This is a genomic window from Pseudomonas siliginis (assembly GCF_019145195.1).
GTDB classification, from domain to species: domain Bacteria; phylum Pseudomonadota; class Gammaproteobacteria; order Pseudomonadales; family Pseudomonadaceae; genus Aquipseudomonas; species Aquipseudomonas siliginis.
The window spans coordinates 642,040-657,571 of the sequence record NZ_JAHSTW010000002.1 but is presented as its reverse complement, the minus strand read 5'-3'; the positions used below and the strand labels follow the sequence as shown (position 1 = coordinate 657,571).

13 protein-coding genes are annotated in these 15,532 nt (G+C 57.6%); 9 read left to right on the top strand and 4 right to left on the bottom strand.

Annotation, left to right across the window (positions count from 1 at the left end; translation table 11 throughout):
* Nucleotides 1-6: 6 nt before the first annotated feature.
* The 4 genes from gyrB to dnaA are packed head-to-tail and all read right to left on the bottom strand — an operon-like array spanning nucleotide 7 to nucleotide 6,214.
* Complete coding sequence (gyrB, locus tag KVG87_RS06830) at nucleotides 7-2,424, bottom strand: DNA topoisomerase (ATP-hydrolyzing) subunit B (protein ID WP_024014948.1); 2,418 nt, start codon at nucleotides 2,422-2,424, stop codon at nucleotides 7-9.
* A 5-nt stretch (nucleotides 2,425-2,429) separates the two neighbouring features.
* Complete coding sequence (recF, locus tag KVG87_RS06825; RefSeq protein WP_016772389.1) at nucleotides 2,430-3,533, bottom strand: DNA replication/repair protein RecF; 1,104 nt, start codon at nucleotides 3,531-3,533, stop codon at nucleotides 2,430-2,432.
* Between the two features lie 14 nt (nucleotides 3,534-3,547).
* The gene (gene dnaN, locus KVG87_RS06820; protein WP_016772390.1) at nucleotides 3,548-4,651 is read right to left on the bottom strand and encodes a DNA polymerase III subunit beta; all 1,104 of its coding nucleotides are present in this window, start codon (nucleotides 4,649-4,651) and stop codon (nucleotides 3,548-3,550) included.
* 39 nt (nucleotides 4,652-4,690) lie between these two features.
* Nucleotides 4,691-6,214 (bottom strand): chromosomal replication initiator protein DnaA, encoded by a 1,524-nt coding sequence (gene dnaA, locus KVG87_RS06815; protein ID WP_076564731.1) that lies wholly within the window; start codon nucleotides 6,212-6,214, stop codon nucleotides 4,691-4,693.
* Between the two features lie 566 nt (nucleotides 6,215-6,780).
* On the opposite strand from dnaA, the gene rpmH reads away from it, so the two are divergent.
* From rpmH to KVG87_RS06770, 9 genes are all read left to right on the top strand, one after another.
* The gene (rpmH, locus tag KVG87_RS06810) at nucleotides 6,781-6,915 is read left to right on the top strand and encodes a 50S ribosomal protein L34 (RefSeq protein WP_003213577.1); all 135 of its coding nucleotides are present in this window, start codon (nucleotides 6,781-6,783) and stop codon (nucleotides 6,913-6,915) included.
* A gap of 16 nt (nucleotides 6,916-6,931) precedes the next feature.
* Nucleotides 6,932-7,333 carry a ribonuclease P protein component gene (gene rnpA / locus KVG87_RS06805; RefSeq protein WP_024014946.1) on the top strand — a complete coding sequence of 134 codons (402 nt, stop codon included), beginning with the start codon at nucleotides 6,932-6,934 and terminating at the stop codon, nucleotides 7,331-7,333.
* Nucleotides 7,326-7,571: a membrane protein insertion efficiency factor YidD gene (yidD, locus tag KVG87_RS06800; protein WP_027901580.1), complete on the top strand. Its 246-nt coding sequence runs from the start codon at nucleotides 7,326-7,328 to the stop codon at nucleotides 7,569-7,571. The genes rnpA and yidD overlap by 8 nt, the downstream gene beginning before the upstream one ends.
* Before the next feature lie 2 nt (nucleotides 7,572-7,573).
* On the top strand, nucleotides 7,574-9,253 hold the full coding sequence (gene yidC, locus KVG87_RS06795; RefSeq protein ID WP_041476523.1) for a membrane protein insertase YidC: 1,680 nt from the start codon (nucleotides 7,574-7,576) through the stop codon (nucleotides 9,251-9,253).
* Between the two features lie 81 nt (nucleotides 9,254-9,334).
* Entirely contained in the window at nucleotides 9,335-10,702 is a 1,368-nt protein-coding gene (gene mnmE, locus KVG87_RS06790) for a tRNA uridine-5-carboxymethylaminomethyl(34) synthesis GTPase MnmE (protein WP_076564729.1), read from the top strand.
* A 552-nt stretch (nucleotides 10,703-11,254) separates the two neighbouring features.
* Nucleotides 11,255-13,153, top strand: a complete 1,899-nt coding sequence (gene mnmG / locus KVG87_RS06785; protein WP_071173914.1) for a tRNA uridine-5-carboxymethylaminomethyl(34) synthesis enzyme MnmG — start codon at nucleotides 11,255-11,257, stop codon at nucleotides 13,151-13,153.
* On the top strand, nucleotides 13,150-13,794 hold the full coding sequence (rsmG, locus tag KVG87_RS06780; RefSeq protein WP_016772399.1) for a 16S rRNA (guanine(527)-N(7))-methyltransferase RsmG: 645 nt from the start codon (nucleotides 13,150-13,152) through the stop codon (nucleotides 13,792-13,794). The genes mnmG and rsmG overlap by 4 nt, the downstream gene beginning before the upstream one ends.
* Before the next feature lie 18 nt (nucleotides 13,795-13,812).
* Nucleotides 13,813-14,610, top strand: a complete 798-nt coding sequence (locus tag KVG87_RS06775; protein WP_016772400.1) for a ParA family protein — start codon at nucleotides 13,813-13,815, stop codon at nucleotides 14,608-14,610.
* 9 nt (nucleotides 14,611-14,619) lie between these two features.
* Nucleotides 14,620-15,492 (top strand): ParB/RepB/Spo0J family partition protein, encoded by an 873-nt coding sequence (locus tag KVG87_RS06770; protein WP_007960777.1) that lies wholly within the window; start codon nucleotides 14,620-14,622, stop codon nucleotides 15,490-15,492.
* Nucleotides 15,493-15,532: the final 40 nt, after the last annotated feature.

Here is a 15,532-nt window from a genome sequence, read left to right as displayed (position 1 = left end):
TCTGGATCAGAAATCCAGGTTGGAAACCGCCAATGCGTTGCTCTCGATGAAGTCTCGGCGAGGTTCGACCGCATCACCCATCAGGGTGTTGAAGATCTGGTCTGCACCGATGGCGTCTTCGATGGTGACTTTCAGCATGCGGCGCACGCTTGGGTCCATGGTGGTTTCCCACAGCTGATCAGGGTTCATTTCGCCCAGACCTTTGTAGCGCTGGATGGTGTGGCGCTTGGTGCTTTCGGCCATGAGCCAGTCGAGGGCTTCCTTGAACTCGGTAACGGCTTTCTTGCGCTCGCCACGCTGGATGTACGCGCCTTCGTCGAGCAGGGTGCTCAGTTGCGCGCCCAGAGTGACCACGGTTTTGTAGTCGTTGCTGCCGAAGAAGTCGCGGTTGAAGGTGACGTAGTTCGACAGGCCGTGGGAGATCAGTTCGACCTCTGGCAGCCAGACGCCACGTTCACGATCTTCGCGCAGGCTGGCCTTGTAAACCAGGCCAGACTTCTCGTTGGTACGCAGGCGAACTTCGTACTGGGCCAGCCACTCTTGCATTGCTGCGTGGTCGCCAAGGGTTTCGAGGCTGACGGCCGGCAGGTAGATGAAGTGCTCGGTCAGCTCCTGTGGGTACAGGCGCGACAGACGCTTGAGGGTCTTCATGACCATGCGGAAGTCGTTGACCAGACGTTCCAGCGCTTCACCGGAAATGCCCGGGGCTTCTTCGTTCAGGTGCAGGCTTGCATCTTCCAGGGCCGACTGCGTCATGTACTCTTCCATGGCGTCGTCGTCTTTGATGTATTGCTCTTGCTTGCCTTTCTTGACCTTGTACAGCGGTGGCTGGGCGATGTAGATGTAGCCACGCTCGATCAGCTCCGGCAGCTGACGGAAGAAGAAGGTCAGCAGCAGGGTGCGGATGTGCGAACCGTCGACGTCAGCATCGGTCATGATGATGATGTTGTGATAGCGCAACTTGTCGATGTTGTACTCTTCGCGACCGATGCCGCAGCCCAGCGCGGTGATCAGCGTGCCCACTTCCTGGGACGAGATCATCTTGTCGAAACGGGCTTTCTCGACGTTGAGGATCTTGCCCTTCAACGGCAGGATCGCCTGGGTCTTGCGGTTACGTCCCTGCTTGGCAGAACCGCCCGCGGAGTCACCCTCCACCAAGTACAGTTCGGACAGCGCCGGGTCTTTCTCCTGGCAGTCAGCGAGTTTGCCCGGCAGGCCGGCGATGTCCAGCGCGCCTTTGCGGCGGGTCATCTCACGGGCCTTGCGTGCGGCTTCACGGGCACGGGCGGCGTCGATCATCTTGCCGACCACCAGCTTGGCTTCGTTCGGGTTTTCCAGGAGGAAGTCGGAGAAGTACTTGCCCATCTCCTGCTCGACCGCGGTCTTCACTTCGGAAGACACCAGCTTGTCTTTGGTCTGCGAGCTGAACTTCGGATCCGGCACTTTCACCGAGATGATTGCGGTCAGGCCTTCACGGGCATCGTCACCGGTGGTGGCGACTTTGTGCTTCTTCGCCAGACCTTCCTGCTCGATGTAGTTGTTCAGGTTACGCGTCAGTGCCGAGCGGAAGCCCACCAGGTGGGTGCCGCCGTCGCGCTGCGGAATGTTGTTGGTGAAGCACAACAGGTTCTCGTTGAAGCTGTCGTTCCACTGCAGGGCGATTTCCACGCCGATGCCGTCTTCACGCTGGATGTTGAAGTGGAACACCTGATTGACCGCAGTCTTGTTGGTGTTCAGGTATTCAACGAACGCACGCAGGCCACCTTCGTACTTGAACAGCTCTTCCTTGCCGCTGCGCTCGTCCTTGAGGACGATGCCGACACCGGAGTTGAGGAAGGACAGTTCACGAATGCGCTTGGCGAGGATGTCCCAGCTGAAGTGAATGTTCTTGAAGGTTTCGCTGGAAGCCTTGAAGTGGATCTGGGTGCCGGTGGTTTCGCTGTCGCCAACGATGGCCATCGGTGCCTGAGGCACACCGTGGACGTAGGTCTGTTCCCAGATCTTGCCACTGCGGCGAACAGTCAGGACCAGTTCTTCGGACAGTGCGTTCACTACCGACACACCCACACCGTGCAGACCGCCGGAAACCTTGTAGGAGTTGTCGTCGAACTTACCGCCAGCGTGGAGGACGGTCATGATGACCTCAGCGGCAGAAACGCCTTCCTCTTTATGCACGTCTACCGGGATGCCACGACCGTTGTCTTTAACGGTGATGGATTCGTCCGGGTGGATGATGATGCTGATGTCGTCGCAATGGCCGGCGAGGGCTTCGTCGATCGAGTTGTCGACCACCTCGAACACCATGTGGTGCAGACCGCTGCCATCGTCGGTGTCACCAATGTACATACCGGGACGTTTGCGTACGGCATCCAGGCCTTTCAGCACTTTAATGCTCGTTGAGTCGTACGTATTTTCTTCGCTCAATGCCTTCACTCCCGATGGTCGTGGGTCTGGGTGATACGGCCCTGTTCCACGTGGAACAAAGCGACTGGCGTTTCCGTCTGCCAGCCTTCCCTCAGTAATTCGTGATCTACACAGGTGATGAACACCTGGCAGCGTAAGTCTTCCAGCAAGCGGCACAGCGCGCGACGGTGGCTCTCGTCCAGCTCGGACGGCAAGTCATCCACCAGATAAATACACTGTCCGCGACGGGCCTGGCTGACCAGGTGCCCTTGGGCAATCCGTAGTGCACAGACCACAAGCTTCTGCTGACCCCGGGACAGGATGTCCGCGGCATTGTGTGCGCCCAATCTGAGACGCAAATCAGCTCGTTGCGGTCCGGCCTGGGTGTGCCCCATCTGCTGGTCCCGTTGCACGGAACCGGCGAGTACGGCGCTCAATTCGCGGTCCTTGTCCCAGCCTCGGTAATAGCTGAGCGTCAAACCCTCGAGCTCAACCAGTTCGCTCAAGGTCTGTTCGAAGACCGGTTTCAAGGCTGTGATGTAAGCGCGGCGGTATTCATCAATTTCAGCGCTGGCCTGGCACAGTTCCCTGTCCCAAACCGCTTGCGAAACGGCGTCAAGTGTACCATGCCGCAGCCAGGAGTTTCTCTGGCGCAGCGCCTTCTGCAAACGCTGCCAGGTGGCCATGAAACGCGGTTCGACGTGGAACACGCCCCAGTCGAGAAACTGCCGGCGAATCTTCGGCGCGCCTTCCAGCAGACGGAAGCTGTCCGGGTTGATCAACTGCAAAGGCAGGATCTCCGCCAACTGCGCAGCGCTACGGGCGTTCTGGCCGTCGATGCGAATCTGGAACTCGCCCTGACGGTCGCGGGAAATCCCCAGCGCACTGTGTCCGCCTTCAGCCAGTTCTACCTGACCAAAAACGGTACAGGCGAGCTGTTCGTACTGAATCACAGGCAACAGCCGCGTGCTGCGAAACGAACGGGCAAGCCCCAGCAGATGAATGGCTTCCAGAACACTGGTTTTGCCGCTGCCGTTGGCGCCGTAAAGAATGTTGATGCGGGGGGAAGGGGAGAAGGTCACCGGGTGCAGATTGCGCACCGCGGTGACCGAAACACGACTTAACGACATTCAGGATCAGCTGATTACAGACGCATCGGCATGACAACGTAAGCCGAATCGTCATTGTCGGACTCTTGCACCAGCGCACTGCTGTTGGAGTCGGACAGGATCAGGCGAACCTGCTCGGTGGTCATCACGCCCAGCACGTCGAGCAGGTAGCTGACGTTGAAGCCGATCTCCAGCGAGCCGCCGTTGTATTCAACGCCCACTTCTTCTTCCGCTTCTTCCTGCTCCGGGTTGTTGGCCTGGATCTTCAACTGACCGCTGGCCAGTTGCAGACGGATACCGCGGTACTTCTCGTTGGACAGAATCGCGGTACGGCTGAACGCTTCACGCAACGCCTGACGATCGCCGAGTACCAGCTTGTCACCACCTTTCGGCAGCACGCGCTCGTAATCCGGGAATTTACCGTCGACCAGTTTCGAGGTGAAAGTGAACTCGCCCGTGGTGGCGCGGATGTGATGCTGGCCGAGGACGATGCTGACATTGCCATCCGGCTCGGTGAGCAGACGCGCCAGTTCGAGAATACCTTTGCGCGGCACGATCACCTGATGACGATCCGGCTGACCGATATCGGCCTGCATCGAGCACATTGCCAGACGGTGACCGTCGGTGGCCACGGCGCGGATCACACCAGCGGAAACTTCCAGCAGCATGCCGTTGAGATAGTAACGCACGTCCTGCTGGGCCATGGCGAAGCTAGTGCGTTCGATCAAGCGACGGAGTTTGCTCTGCTCCAGGCTGCACGTCAGCGAGCCCGGGCCTTCTTCAACAGTCGGGAAGTCGTTGGCCGGCAGGGTCGACAGGGTGAAGCGGCTACGACCGGCCTTTACCACCAGTTTCTGCTCGTCGACCTTGATGTCGATCAGCGCGTCGTTGGGCAGGCTCTTGCAGATATCCATCAGCTTGCGCGCGGGCACGGTGATGGAGCCCGTTTCGGCCGGCTCTTCGAGTTGCACACGACCGACCAGCTCGACTTCCAGGTCGGTGCCGGTCAGCGACAGTTGCTGGCCTTCGACGACCAACAGCACGTTGGACAGTACCGGCAAGGTCTGTCGGCGCTCGACGACGCCTGCGACCAGTTGCAGGGGTTTCAACAGGGCTTCGCGTTGAATGGTGAAATGCATGGTCTAGTCCCTTGCCTTAATAAGCTGCGCTGGTGTTCATCAAGTGGTCAGTGTACGCAGCAGGTTCTTGTAGTCCTCGCGGATGTCCGCGTCGGATTCCTTAAGTTCGTTGATCTTGCGGCAGGCGTGCAGCACGGTGGTGTGGTCGCGGCCGCCAAACACATCGCCGATTTCCGGCAGGCTGTGGTTGGTCAGTTCCTTGGACAACGCCATGGCCACCTGACGCGGACGAGCCACCGAGCGCGAACGGCGCTTGGACAGCAGGTCGGAAATCTTGATCTTGTAATACTCGGCGACGGTGCGCTGAATGTTATCCACAGAAACAAGTTTGTCCTGCAACGCCAGCAAGTCTTTCAGGGATTCGCGAATCAGCTCGATGGTGATGTCGCGGCCCATGAAGTGCGAGTGAGCGATCACACGTTTCAGCGCGCCTTCCAGCTCACGAACGTTGGAGCGGATGCGCTGGGCGATGAAGAACGCGGCGTCATGGGGCAACTCGACTTTGGCCTGATCGGCCTTCTTCATCAGGATCGCCACGCGGGTTTCCAGCTCAGGCGGCTCGACCGCAACGGTCAGGCCCCAGCCGAAGCGGGATTTGAGGCGTTCTTCAAGGCCTTCGATTTCTTTCGGGTAGCGGTCACTGGTGAGAATGACCTGCTGACCACCTTCAAGCAGCGCGTTGAAGGTGTGGAAAAACTCTTCCTGGGAACGCTCCTTGCGGGCGAAGAACTGAATATCGTCGATCAGCAAGGCATCCACCGAACGGTAGAAACGCTTGAATTCGTTGATGGCGTTCAGTTGCAACGCCTTGACCATGTCGGCCACGAAGCGCTCGGAATGCAGGTACACGACCTTGGCATTCGGATTCTTCTTTAATAGATGGTTGCCCACCGCGTGCATCAAGTGGGTTTTACCCAGGCCGACACCACCATAAAGGAACAGCGGGTTGTAACCGTGCTTGGGATTGTCCGCCACCTGCCAGGCCGCCGCACGGGCGAGCTGGTTGGATTTACCTTCAACGAAGTTTTCGAAGGTGAACGTGCGATTCAGGTAACTGGTGTGCTTGAGCGCACCTTCTACCTGCACGGTGCGCTGCTCTGCGCGAACCGGGGCCTGCTGCGAAGCAGCGCCGGCCATCGGATCGAAGCTGTCGCGGGAAGGTTCTTCGCTGACTTCAGCGGCCTTCTGTGTGGAACGTTTGGCCGGAGCAGGCGCGGGCGCCGGTGCCGGGTTGCTCGCTGGCACATTATTGGCCTGCGCCTGAGCAACCTGCGCGGCCGCCAGTGGCGCATTGGGTGCAGCGCGAGGTGCCGAGCTGCGTTTGCTGCCTATTAACAAGGACAGCGCCGGCGTCGAGCCATTGCCGTGCTCATCCAGCAGTTCAAGAACGCGGCCCAGGTACTTTTCGTTGACCCAGTCCAACACGAAACGATTCGGTGCGTAGACGCGCAACTCGTCGCCTTCGGCTTCGACCTGTAGTGGACGGATCCAGGTGTTGAATTGTTGGGCAGGCAGCTCTTCGCGCAAAAGCTCCACGCACTGCTGCCAAAGTTCCACTGACACGGATATCCCCTAAGTTGAAAGCCGGTGAGGCAAAAACAAGCGGCCATTGTAGCGGCGAGCGATTCACTTATCCACATGCAGGTAGGTTCGTCACCATCATTTATCAACGCGTTAACGCATTAAAAGGCGACCAACGGCATGTGAATAAGCCCTGTGGATAAACGCCTCTGAGGGCACTGGACAACTGGGGGCTAAACCCGGTGGATAACCAGCCTGTGGATAACAGGCCATTTCACGCACAGCTTATCCGATAGCGCAGCACAGGCTGAACACTGTTTTCCACTGTAGTTGTCATTCTCTGTACACCACACAAAATAAGGCCTGATAGAAGTTATCCACAGAAGATGGCGTGTCTAGCTTTTACAAGCTTTACAGAAAAGCTTTAAATAATTCCCTTCTTTATTTCTATATCTGGCTGACAGGCTTTCGAGCTTAAACCCTGCCCGGATCTATTTATAAGGAAACGCTGGTTGGAAATTGACCTGAAGGCTTGCTTTCTCTAGAATCCCCGGTCTCTTAAAACGGGGGCCATTCCGGCCCGTTGTGGACGAACCAGGTAACACGACATGAAACGTACTTTCCAACCAAGCACTATCAAACGCGCTCGTACCCACGGTTTCCGTGCTCGCATGGCTACCAAGAACGGCCGCGCAGTCCTGTCGCGTCGTCGCGCCAAAGGTCGTGCGCGTCTGGCAGTTTGATAATCCGGTACTGGAGGTGAGTCAGGACTTCAGTCGGGAAAAGCGTCTGCTTACCCCCCGGCATTTCAAGGCAGTCTTTGACTCCCCTACCGGCAAGGTTCCGGGGAAAAATCTCCTGCTCCTTGCACGCAACAACGATCTTGATCACCCCCGTCTCGGGCTGGTTATCGGGAAAAAGAGCGTAAAGCTCTCCGTTGAGCGCAATCGCCTCAAACGTCTGATGCGCGAATCGTTCCGTCTGCACCAGGATTCACTGGTCGGCTGGGACATCGTTATCGTCGCGCGCAAAGGTTTGGGTGATGTAGAAAACCCCGAATTGATTCAGCATTTCGGCAAACTCTGGAAGCGTCTGGCACGCAACAAGCCCGTTCCGGCAGTCAAAACCGAAACTGTAGGGGTAGACAGTACCGATGCGTAAACTGGCCCTCGTTCCGATCCAGTTTTATCGCTATGCCATTAGTCCTTTAATGGCCAGCCACTGTCGCTTCTACCCCAGTTGTTCCTGCTACGCGTATGAAGCCATTGAAAATCATGGCCTTCTGCGCGGTGGCTGGCTGACCTTTCGTCGTTTAGGTCGCTGTCATCCGTGGAATCCCGGTGGTTATGACCCGGTTCCACCTGTCCCTACCTCCCGTTCTTCTTCGATGGCCGAGTAATCATGGATATCAAACGCACGATCCTGATCGTCGCCCTGGCAATCGTGTCCTACGTCATGGTTCTTAAATGGAACCAGGATTATGGCCAGGCTGCCCTGCCGACTCAGAATGTTGCTTCCAGTACGACTACATCCGGTTTGCCGGACACCGCCACTGGCACAAATGCTGCCAGTGACGATATTCCGCGCGCCGCCAGCGATACCAGCGCACCTGCCGAAACGCCGGTCGCCGCCAGCAAGGATCTGATTCAGGTCAAGACCGATGTGCTCGATCTGGCGATCGATCCACAGGGTGGCGACGTTGCGCAACTGACTCTGCCTTTGTATCCACGTCGTCAGGATCGTCCTGACGTTCCGTTCCAGCTGTTCGATAACGGCGGCGAACGTGTATATCTGGCGCAAAGCGGTCTGATCGGTACCAACGGCCCGGATGCAAACCCGGCCGGTCGTCCGGTTTATTCCTCGGAGAAGAAGGTTTACCAACTGGCTGACGGTCAGGATCAACTCGTCGTTGACCTGAAATTCAGCAAGGACGGCGTCAACTACATCAAGCGTTTCACCATGAAACGTGGCCTGTACGACGTCGCTGTCTCCTACATTGTGGATAACCAGAGCGCTCAGCCCTGGAACGGCGCAATGTTTGCCCAGTTGAAGCGCGATGCCAGCGCTGATCCTTCGTCGACCACTGCTACTGGCACCGCGACTTACCTGGGCGCTGCCCTGTGGACAAGTTCCGAGCCGTACAAGAAAGTGTCGATGAAGGACATGGACAAGGCGCAGCTCAAGGAAACCGTCACCGGTGGTTGGGTAGCCTGGCTGCAGCACTACTTCGTGACCGCGTGGATTCCGGCCAAGGGCGAAAACAATATCGTCCAGACCCGTAAAGACAGCAAAGGCAACTACATCATCGGTTACACCGGTCCTACTCTGACCGCTGCTCCAGGTGCAAAAGTTGAAACCAGCGCTGTGCTGTACGCCGGTCCGAAAAGCCAGGCTGTGCTGAAAGAGTTGTCCCCAGGTCTGGAACTGACCGTCGACTACGGCATTCTGTGGTTCATTGCCCAGCCGATCTTCTGGCTGCTGCAACACATCCACGCCATTGTCGGTAACTGGGGCTGGTCGATCATCTTCCTGACCATGCTGATCAAAGGGATTTTCTTCCCGCTGTCGGCCGCCAGCTACAAATCGATGGCGCGCATGCGTGCCGTGGCTCCGAAACTGGCTGCGCTGAAAGAGCAACATGGCGATGACCGGCAGAAAATGTCGCAAGCCATGATGGAGCTGTACAAGAAAGAGAAGATCAATCCACTGGGCGGCTGCTTGCCGATCCTCGTGCAGATGCCGGTCTTCCTGTCGCTGTACTGGGTTCTGCTGGAAAGCGTGGAAATGCGTCAGGCGCCGTTCATGCTGTGGATCACTGACCTGTCGATCAAGGATCCGTTCTTCATTCTGCCGATCATCATGGGCGCAACCATGTTCATCCAGCAGCAGCTGAACCCGACGCCTCCGGATCCGATGCAGGCGAAGGTCATGAAAATGATGCCAATCATCTTCACCTTCTTCTTCCTGTGGTTCCCGGCGGGTCTGGTGCTGTACTGGGTTGTGAACAACTGCCTGTCGATTGCACAACAGTGGTACATCACGCGTAAGATCGAAGCGGCGACGAAAAAAGCCGAGGCGTAACTTGCACTGTGGATAACACCACTCAAAGCGCCCCCTAGTGGGGCGTTTTGCTATCTGCCACTTTTGTCTGGATGCCGCTTTATGAGCACACCCCGTGAAACCATCGCCGCTGTCGCCACTGCTCAAGGGCGCGGCGGTGTGGGCATCGTCCGTATTTCCGGGCCGTTGGCCAGCGTGGCGGCAAAAGCCATCAGCGGCCGAGAGCTGAAACCGCGTTACGCCCATTACGGACCGTTTTTCAGTGACGACCAGCAGGTGCTGGACGAAGGCCTGGCTTTGTATTTTCCGGGTCCGAACTCGTTTACCGGCGAAGACGTCTTGGAATTGCAGGGCCATGGCGGCCCGATCGTTCTGGACATGTTGCTCAAGCGTTGTCTGGAACTGGGCTGCCGTCTGGCCCGTCCAGGTGAATTCAGCGAGCGCGCCTTCCTCAATGACAAACTCGATCTGGCCCAGGCCGAGGCAATCGCCGATTTGATCGAAGCCAGTTCTGCACAGGCTGCGCGCAATGCGCTGCGTTCATTGCAGGGTGCGTTTTCCCAGCGTGTGCATAACCTGACCGAGCAACTGATCGGTTTGCGTATCTACGTTGAAGCCGCCATCGACTTCCCGGAAGAGGAAATCGACTTTCTCGCCGACGGCCATGTATTGAGCATGCTCGACAAAGTACGCGATGAGTTATCCACAGTGCTGCGCGAAGCAGGGCAGGGCGCGTTATTGCGTGATGGCATGACCGTCGTCATCGCTGGGCGGCCGAATGCTGGTAAATCCAGCCTGTTGAATGCATTGGCCGGTCGCGAAGCCGCCATCGTCACCGAGATTGCCGGCACCACGCGGGATATCCTGCGCGAACATATCCACATCGACGGCATGCCCTTACATGTTGTCGATACGGCAGGCCTGCGGAACACGGATGATCATGTGGAAAAAATCGGCGTGGAACGGGCTTTGAAGGCCATCGGTGAAGCGGATCGGGTTTTGCTGGTGGTCGATTCGACAGCACCAGAGGCACTGGATCCTTTTGCCTTGTGGCCAGAATTCCTTGAGTCTCGACCGGATCCGGCGAAAGTCACCCTGATCCGTAACAAGTCCGATCTGACCGGTGAAGCGGTTTCTCTGGAAACCAGTGATGACGGCCACGTGACCATCAGTCTCAGCGCCAAGTCCGCCGAAGGCCTCGATCTGCTGCGGGACCACCTCAAGGCGTGCATGGGTTACGAGCAGACCTCGGAGAGCAGCTTCAGCGCACGTCGCAGGCATCTGGAGGCACTGCGCCACGCCAGCGCGGCATTGGAACATGGCCGCGCGCAACTGACCCTGGCGGGCGCTGGCGAGTTGCTCGCCGAGGATTTGCGCCAGGCTCAGCATTCCCTGGGTGAAATTACCGGGGCGTTCAGCTCTGATGATTTGCTCGGAAGGATTTTCTCCAGCTTCTGCATCGGCAAATAACCCTCCTGCTATTCACAGACAGGTCCGTTCGCGACCTGTCTGCTTCCCTCTTTTCTAAAATCCTCCAAGAGTGCCGGGCAGATTTTTTCTCCCTGAGCGGTTTTCGGCTGCCCGATACCTCTTCCTCCATCAAATTTCTGTGGATTAAGCCCTGTGAATAACTGCCACTGAGGGCAGTTGATAACAGGGCCTCAAAACTGGAGATAAGCCACGCTGTGGATAACCACCCCATTCATCCACAGGCTTACACCGGTTATCCAATGGCCTCATTGCCACATGAACACAGAGTTTTGAACCTCTGTACACTCTGTAAAACAAGGCCTGTAGCGATCTATCCACAGAAATGTGGTTCAGTAAGAATAAACATAAAAACAAAGGTTTTATAAATTTCTCTTTTTTTTATTCTTTTAACCTCGAGTTCTCCACAGCTGGTTAAATTTTGTGCAAAGGGTTCTTTAGAAAGGGCGAAGTCCCTATACTTGCCGACCAGGTCCAGAAACCTGAGCTCAACTAATTCCTGAATGACCTACTTAAGCAGGCACGAGGTGCGTGGTGGATTTCCCTTCCCGTTTTGAAGTGATCGTCATCGGCGGCGGTCATGCCGGTACCGAGGCAGCACTGGCGTCAGCACGCATGGGGGCAAAAACCCTGTTGCTGACGCATAACGTGGAAACCCTCGGCGCCATGAGTTGCAACCCGGCCATCGGTGGCATCGGCAAAAGCCATCTGGTCAAGGAAATCGATGCCCTCGGCGGCGCGATGGCCATGGCTACCGATAAGGGCGGCATCCAGTTTCGCGTGTTGAACAGCCGCAAAGGTCCCGCCGTACGGGCGACCCGTGCGCAAGCCGACCGAATTCTCTATAAGGCCGCTGTCCGCGAAATCCTGGAAAACCAGCCAAACCTGTGGATATTTCAACAGGCTGCTGACGACCTGATCGTCGAGCAGGAGCAAGTCCGTGGTGTCGTCACACAGATGGGTCTGCGTTTCTTCGCCGATTCCGTGGTGTTGACCACCGGTACATTCCTCGGTGGACTTATCCACATTGGTTTGCAGAATTTCTCTGGCGGTCGCGCCGGTGATCCACCGTCGATTGCTCTGGCCCACCGTCTGCGTGAGTTGCCATTGCGTGTCGGGCGCCTGAAAACCGGTACACCGCCGCGTATTGATGGCAAATCTGTGGATTTCTCGGTGATGACCGAGCAGCCGGGTGACACTCCGATCCCGGTGATGTCGTTCATGGGCAGCAAGGAGCAGCATCCGCGCCAGGTCAGTTGCTGGATTACCCATACCAATGCCCGTACCCACGAAATCATCGCGGCGAACCTTGATCGTTCGCCGATGTATTCCGCTGCCGGGGAGATCGAGGGCGTCGGCCCGCGTTATTGCCCGTCGATCGAAGACAAGATTCATCGCTTTGCCGACAAGGAAAGCCATCAGGTGTTCATCGAACCCGAAGGTCTGACCACCCATGAGCTGTATCCGAACGGGATATCCACAAGCCTGCCGTTCGACGTCCAATTGCAGATCGTGCAGTCGATCCGCGGTATGGAAAACGCGCACATCGTGCGTCCGGGTTATGCGATCGAGTACGACTACTTCGATCCCCGCGATCTGAAGTACAGCCTGGAAACCAAAGTCATCGGCGGTCTGTTCTTCGCTGGGCAGATCAATGGCACCACCGGTTACGAAGAAGCTGGCGCTCAAGGTCTGCTCGCTGGCGCCAACGCCGCGCTGCGGGCCAAGGGGAAAGAGGCCTGGTGTCCGCGCCGCGATGAAGCGTACATCGGCGTTCTGGTCGACGACCTGATCACCCTCGGTACCCAAGAGCCGTACCGTATGTTCACGTCCCGCGCCGAGTACCGCCTGATTCTGCGCGAAGACAACGCCGACCTGCGTCTTACCGAAAAAGGTCGCGAGCTCGGTCTGGTCGATGACGTGCGCTGGGCGGCCTTCTGCAAGAAACGCGAAAGCATCGAGCTTGAAGAACAGCGCCTGAAAAGCACCTGGGTAAGGCCGAATACCCCGCAGGGCGATGCTATTGCTGACAAGTTCGGCACGCCGCTGACTCACGAGTACAACCTGCTCAACCTGTTGAGCCGTCCGGAAATCGACTACGCCGGTCTGGTCGAAGTGACCGGGCAGGGCGCCGAAGATCCACAGGTCGCCGAGCAGGTTGAGATCAAGACCAAGTACGCCGGTTACATCGACCGTCAACAGGACGAAATCGCCCGTCTGCGCGCCAGCGAAGACACGAAATTGCCTGTGGATATCGATTACACCAACATCTCCGGTCTGTCCAAGGAGATCCAGAGCAAGCTCGGCGCCACACGTCCTGAAACGCTGGGCCAGGCTTCGCGGATCCCGGGCGTGACCCCGGCAGCGATTTCGCTGTTGATGATTCATTTGAAAAAACGCGGCGCGGGCCGTCAGTTGGAGCAAAGCGCTTGAGTGCCAAGGTCACTTCGCAACACGCCGAAGAGTTATCCACAGGAGCCCGCGAGCTCGGTGTCAATCTCACAGAAACTCAGCACGAATTGCTGCTGGGATATCTGGCCTTGTTGATCAAATGGAACCAGGCCTACAACTTGACCGCTGTGCGCGATCCAGACGAAATGGTTTCGCGGCACTTGCTCGATAGTCTCAGCGTGATGTCGTTTATCGAAAACGGTCGCTGGCTCGATGTCGGCAGTGGCGGTGGCATGCCTGGTATCCCGCTGGCGATACTGTACCCGGACTCGCAAGTGACCTGTCTGGACAGCAACGGCAAGAAGACCCGCTTCCTGACTCAGGTCAAACTCGAACTGAAGCTGGATAACCTGCAAGTTATCCACAGTCGCGTCGAAGCATTCCAGCCTGCACAGCCTTTCAATGGGATCATTTCCCGGGCGTTCAGCAGCATGGAAAATTTCACCAACTGGACGCGTCACCTCGGCGATGCCGATACACGCTGGCTGGCAATGAAGGGCGTTCATCCGGCCGATGAGCTGGTAGCATTGCCGGCAGATTTCAAACTCGATAGCGAACACGCCCTGGCCGTCCCCGGTTGCCAAGGCCAACGCCATCTGCTGATACTGCGCCGCACGGCATGATTGGGAACACAAGCAAGAATGGCTAAGGTATTCGCGATAGCGAACCAGAAGGGTGGTGTGGGCAAAACCACCACCTGCATCAACCTCGCAGCATCCCTGGTCGCGACCAAGCGCCGGGTGCTGTTGATCGATCTCGATCCACAGGGCAACGCCACCATGGGTAGCGGTGTGGATAAACATGGTCTGGAAAACTCGGTCTACGATCTGCTGATCGGTGAATGCGACCTGGGTCAGGCCATGCACTTCTCCGAGCACGGCGGTTATCAATTGCTGCCGGCCAACCGCGATCTGACCGCGGCCGAAGTGGTGCTGCTGGAAATGCAGATGAAGGAAAGCCGTCTGCGCAGCGCGCTGGCGCCGATCCGTGACAACTACGATTACATTTTGATCGACTGCCCACCGTCGCTGTCGATGCTCACACTCAACGCACTGGTCGCCGCTGACGGGGTGATTATCCCCATGCAGTGCGAATACTTTGCGCTGGAAGGTTTGAGCGACCTTGTGGATAACATCAAGCGCATCGCCGAGCTGCTCAACCCGAACCTGAAAGTCGAAGGCCTGCTGCGCACCATGTACGACCCGCGCCTGAGCCTGATGAACGATGTCTCGGCGCAGCTCAAGGAACACTTCGGCGATCAGCTTTACGACACGGTGATCCCGCGCAACATTCGTCTGGCCGAAGCGCCAAGCTACGGCATGCCGGCGCTGGCTTACGACAAGCAATCGCGTGGTGCCCTGGCCTATCTGGCTCTGGCAGGCGAGATGGTTCGCCGTCAGCGCAAAAATTCACGCATTGCTGCTGCTCAGCCAACTTAAGGAATCCCCATGGCCGTCAAGAAACGAGGTCTCGGACGTGGACTGGATGCACTGCTGAGTGGTCCGACGGTCAGCGCGCTGGAAGAACAAGCCGCGCAGGCTGACACCCGCGAACTGCAACACCTGCCGCTGGACCTGCTGCAGCGTGGCAAATATCAGCCGCGCCGTGACATGGACCCGCAGGCCCTGGAAGAGCTGGCGCAGTCGATCAAGGCCCAAGGCGTGATGCAGCCGATCGTGGTGCGCCCGATTGGCGGCGGTCGCTTCGAGATCATTGCCGGTGAACGCCGCTGGCGCGCTAGTCAGCAGGCCGGGCAGGAAACCATCCCGGCGATGGTTCGCGATGTGCCGGATGAAACCGCCATTGCGATTGCGCTGATCGAGAACATCCAGCGCGAAGATCTCAACCCGATCGAAGAAGCCGTCGCCTTGCAGCGCTTGCAGCAGGAATTCCAGCTGACTCAGCAACAGGTTGCCGAGGCTGTGGGTAAGTCGCGGGTGACTGTGGCTAACCTGTTGCGACTTATTGCACTGCCTGAAGTGATCAAGACAATGCTGTCGCACGGTGACCTGGAAATGGGTCACGCGCGTGCCTTGCTCGGTCTGCCGGACAATCAGCAGGTCGAAGGGGCGCGACATGTTGTCGCACGAGGGCTGACTGTGCGCCAAACCGAGGCACTGGTTCGCCAGTGGTTGAGTGGCAAACCGGAGCCTGTGGAAGCTGCCAAACCCGATCCGGACATCGCTCGCCTCGAGCAGCGCCTGGCCGAGCGCCTAGGCTCTGCGGTGCAGATTCGCCATGGCAAGAAGGGCAAAGGGCAATTGGTGATTGGTTATAACTCGCTCGACGAGCTTCAAGGTGTGCTCGCACACATCCGCTGAAACATTTCCTCATGTAGCGCGCAGTCGGAAATCACTACCT

Excerpts from the sequence above, each read along its gene's own strand:
- yidD (WP_027901580.1), top strand. The coding sequence starts at position 7,326 with ATGCGTAAACTGGCCCTCGTTCCGATCCAGTTTTATCGCTATGCCATT.
- KVG87_RS06775 (WP_016772400.1), top strand. The coding sequence starts at position 13,813 with ATGGCTAAGGTATTCGCGATAGCGAACCAGAAGGGTGGTGTGGGCAAA.
- recF (WP_016772389.1), bottom strand. The coding sequence starts at position 3,533 with ATGTCGTTAAGTCGTGTTTCGGTCACCGCGGTGCGCAATCTGCACCCG.
- KVG87_RS06770 (WP_007960777.1), top strand. The coding sequence starts at position 14,620 with ATGGCCGTCAAGAAACGAGGTCTCGGACGTGGACTGGATGCACTGCTG.
- mnmE (WP_076564729.1), top strand. The coding sequence starts at position 9,335 with ATGAGCACACCCCGTGAAACCATCGCCGCTGTCGCCACTGCTCAAGGG.
- dnaN (WP_016772390.1), bottom strand. The coding sequence starts at position 4,651 with ATGCATTTCACCATTCAACGCGAAGCCCTGTTGAAACCCCTGCAACTG.
- rpmH (WP_003213577.1), top strand. The coding sequence starts at position 6,781 with ATGAAACGTACTTTCCAACCAAGCACTATCAAACGCGCTCGTACCCAC.
- yidC (WP_041476523.1), top strand. The coding sequence starts at position 7,574 with ATGGATATCAAACGCACGATCCTGATCGTCGCCCTGGCAATCGTGTCC.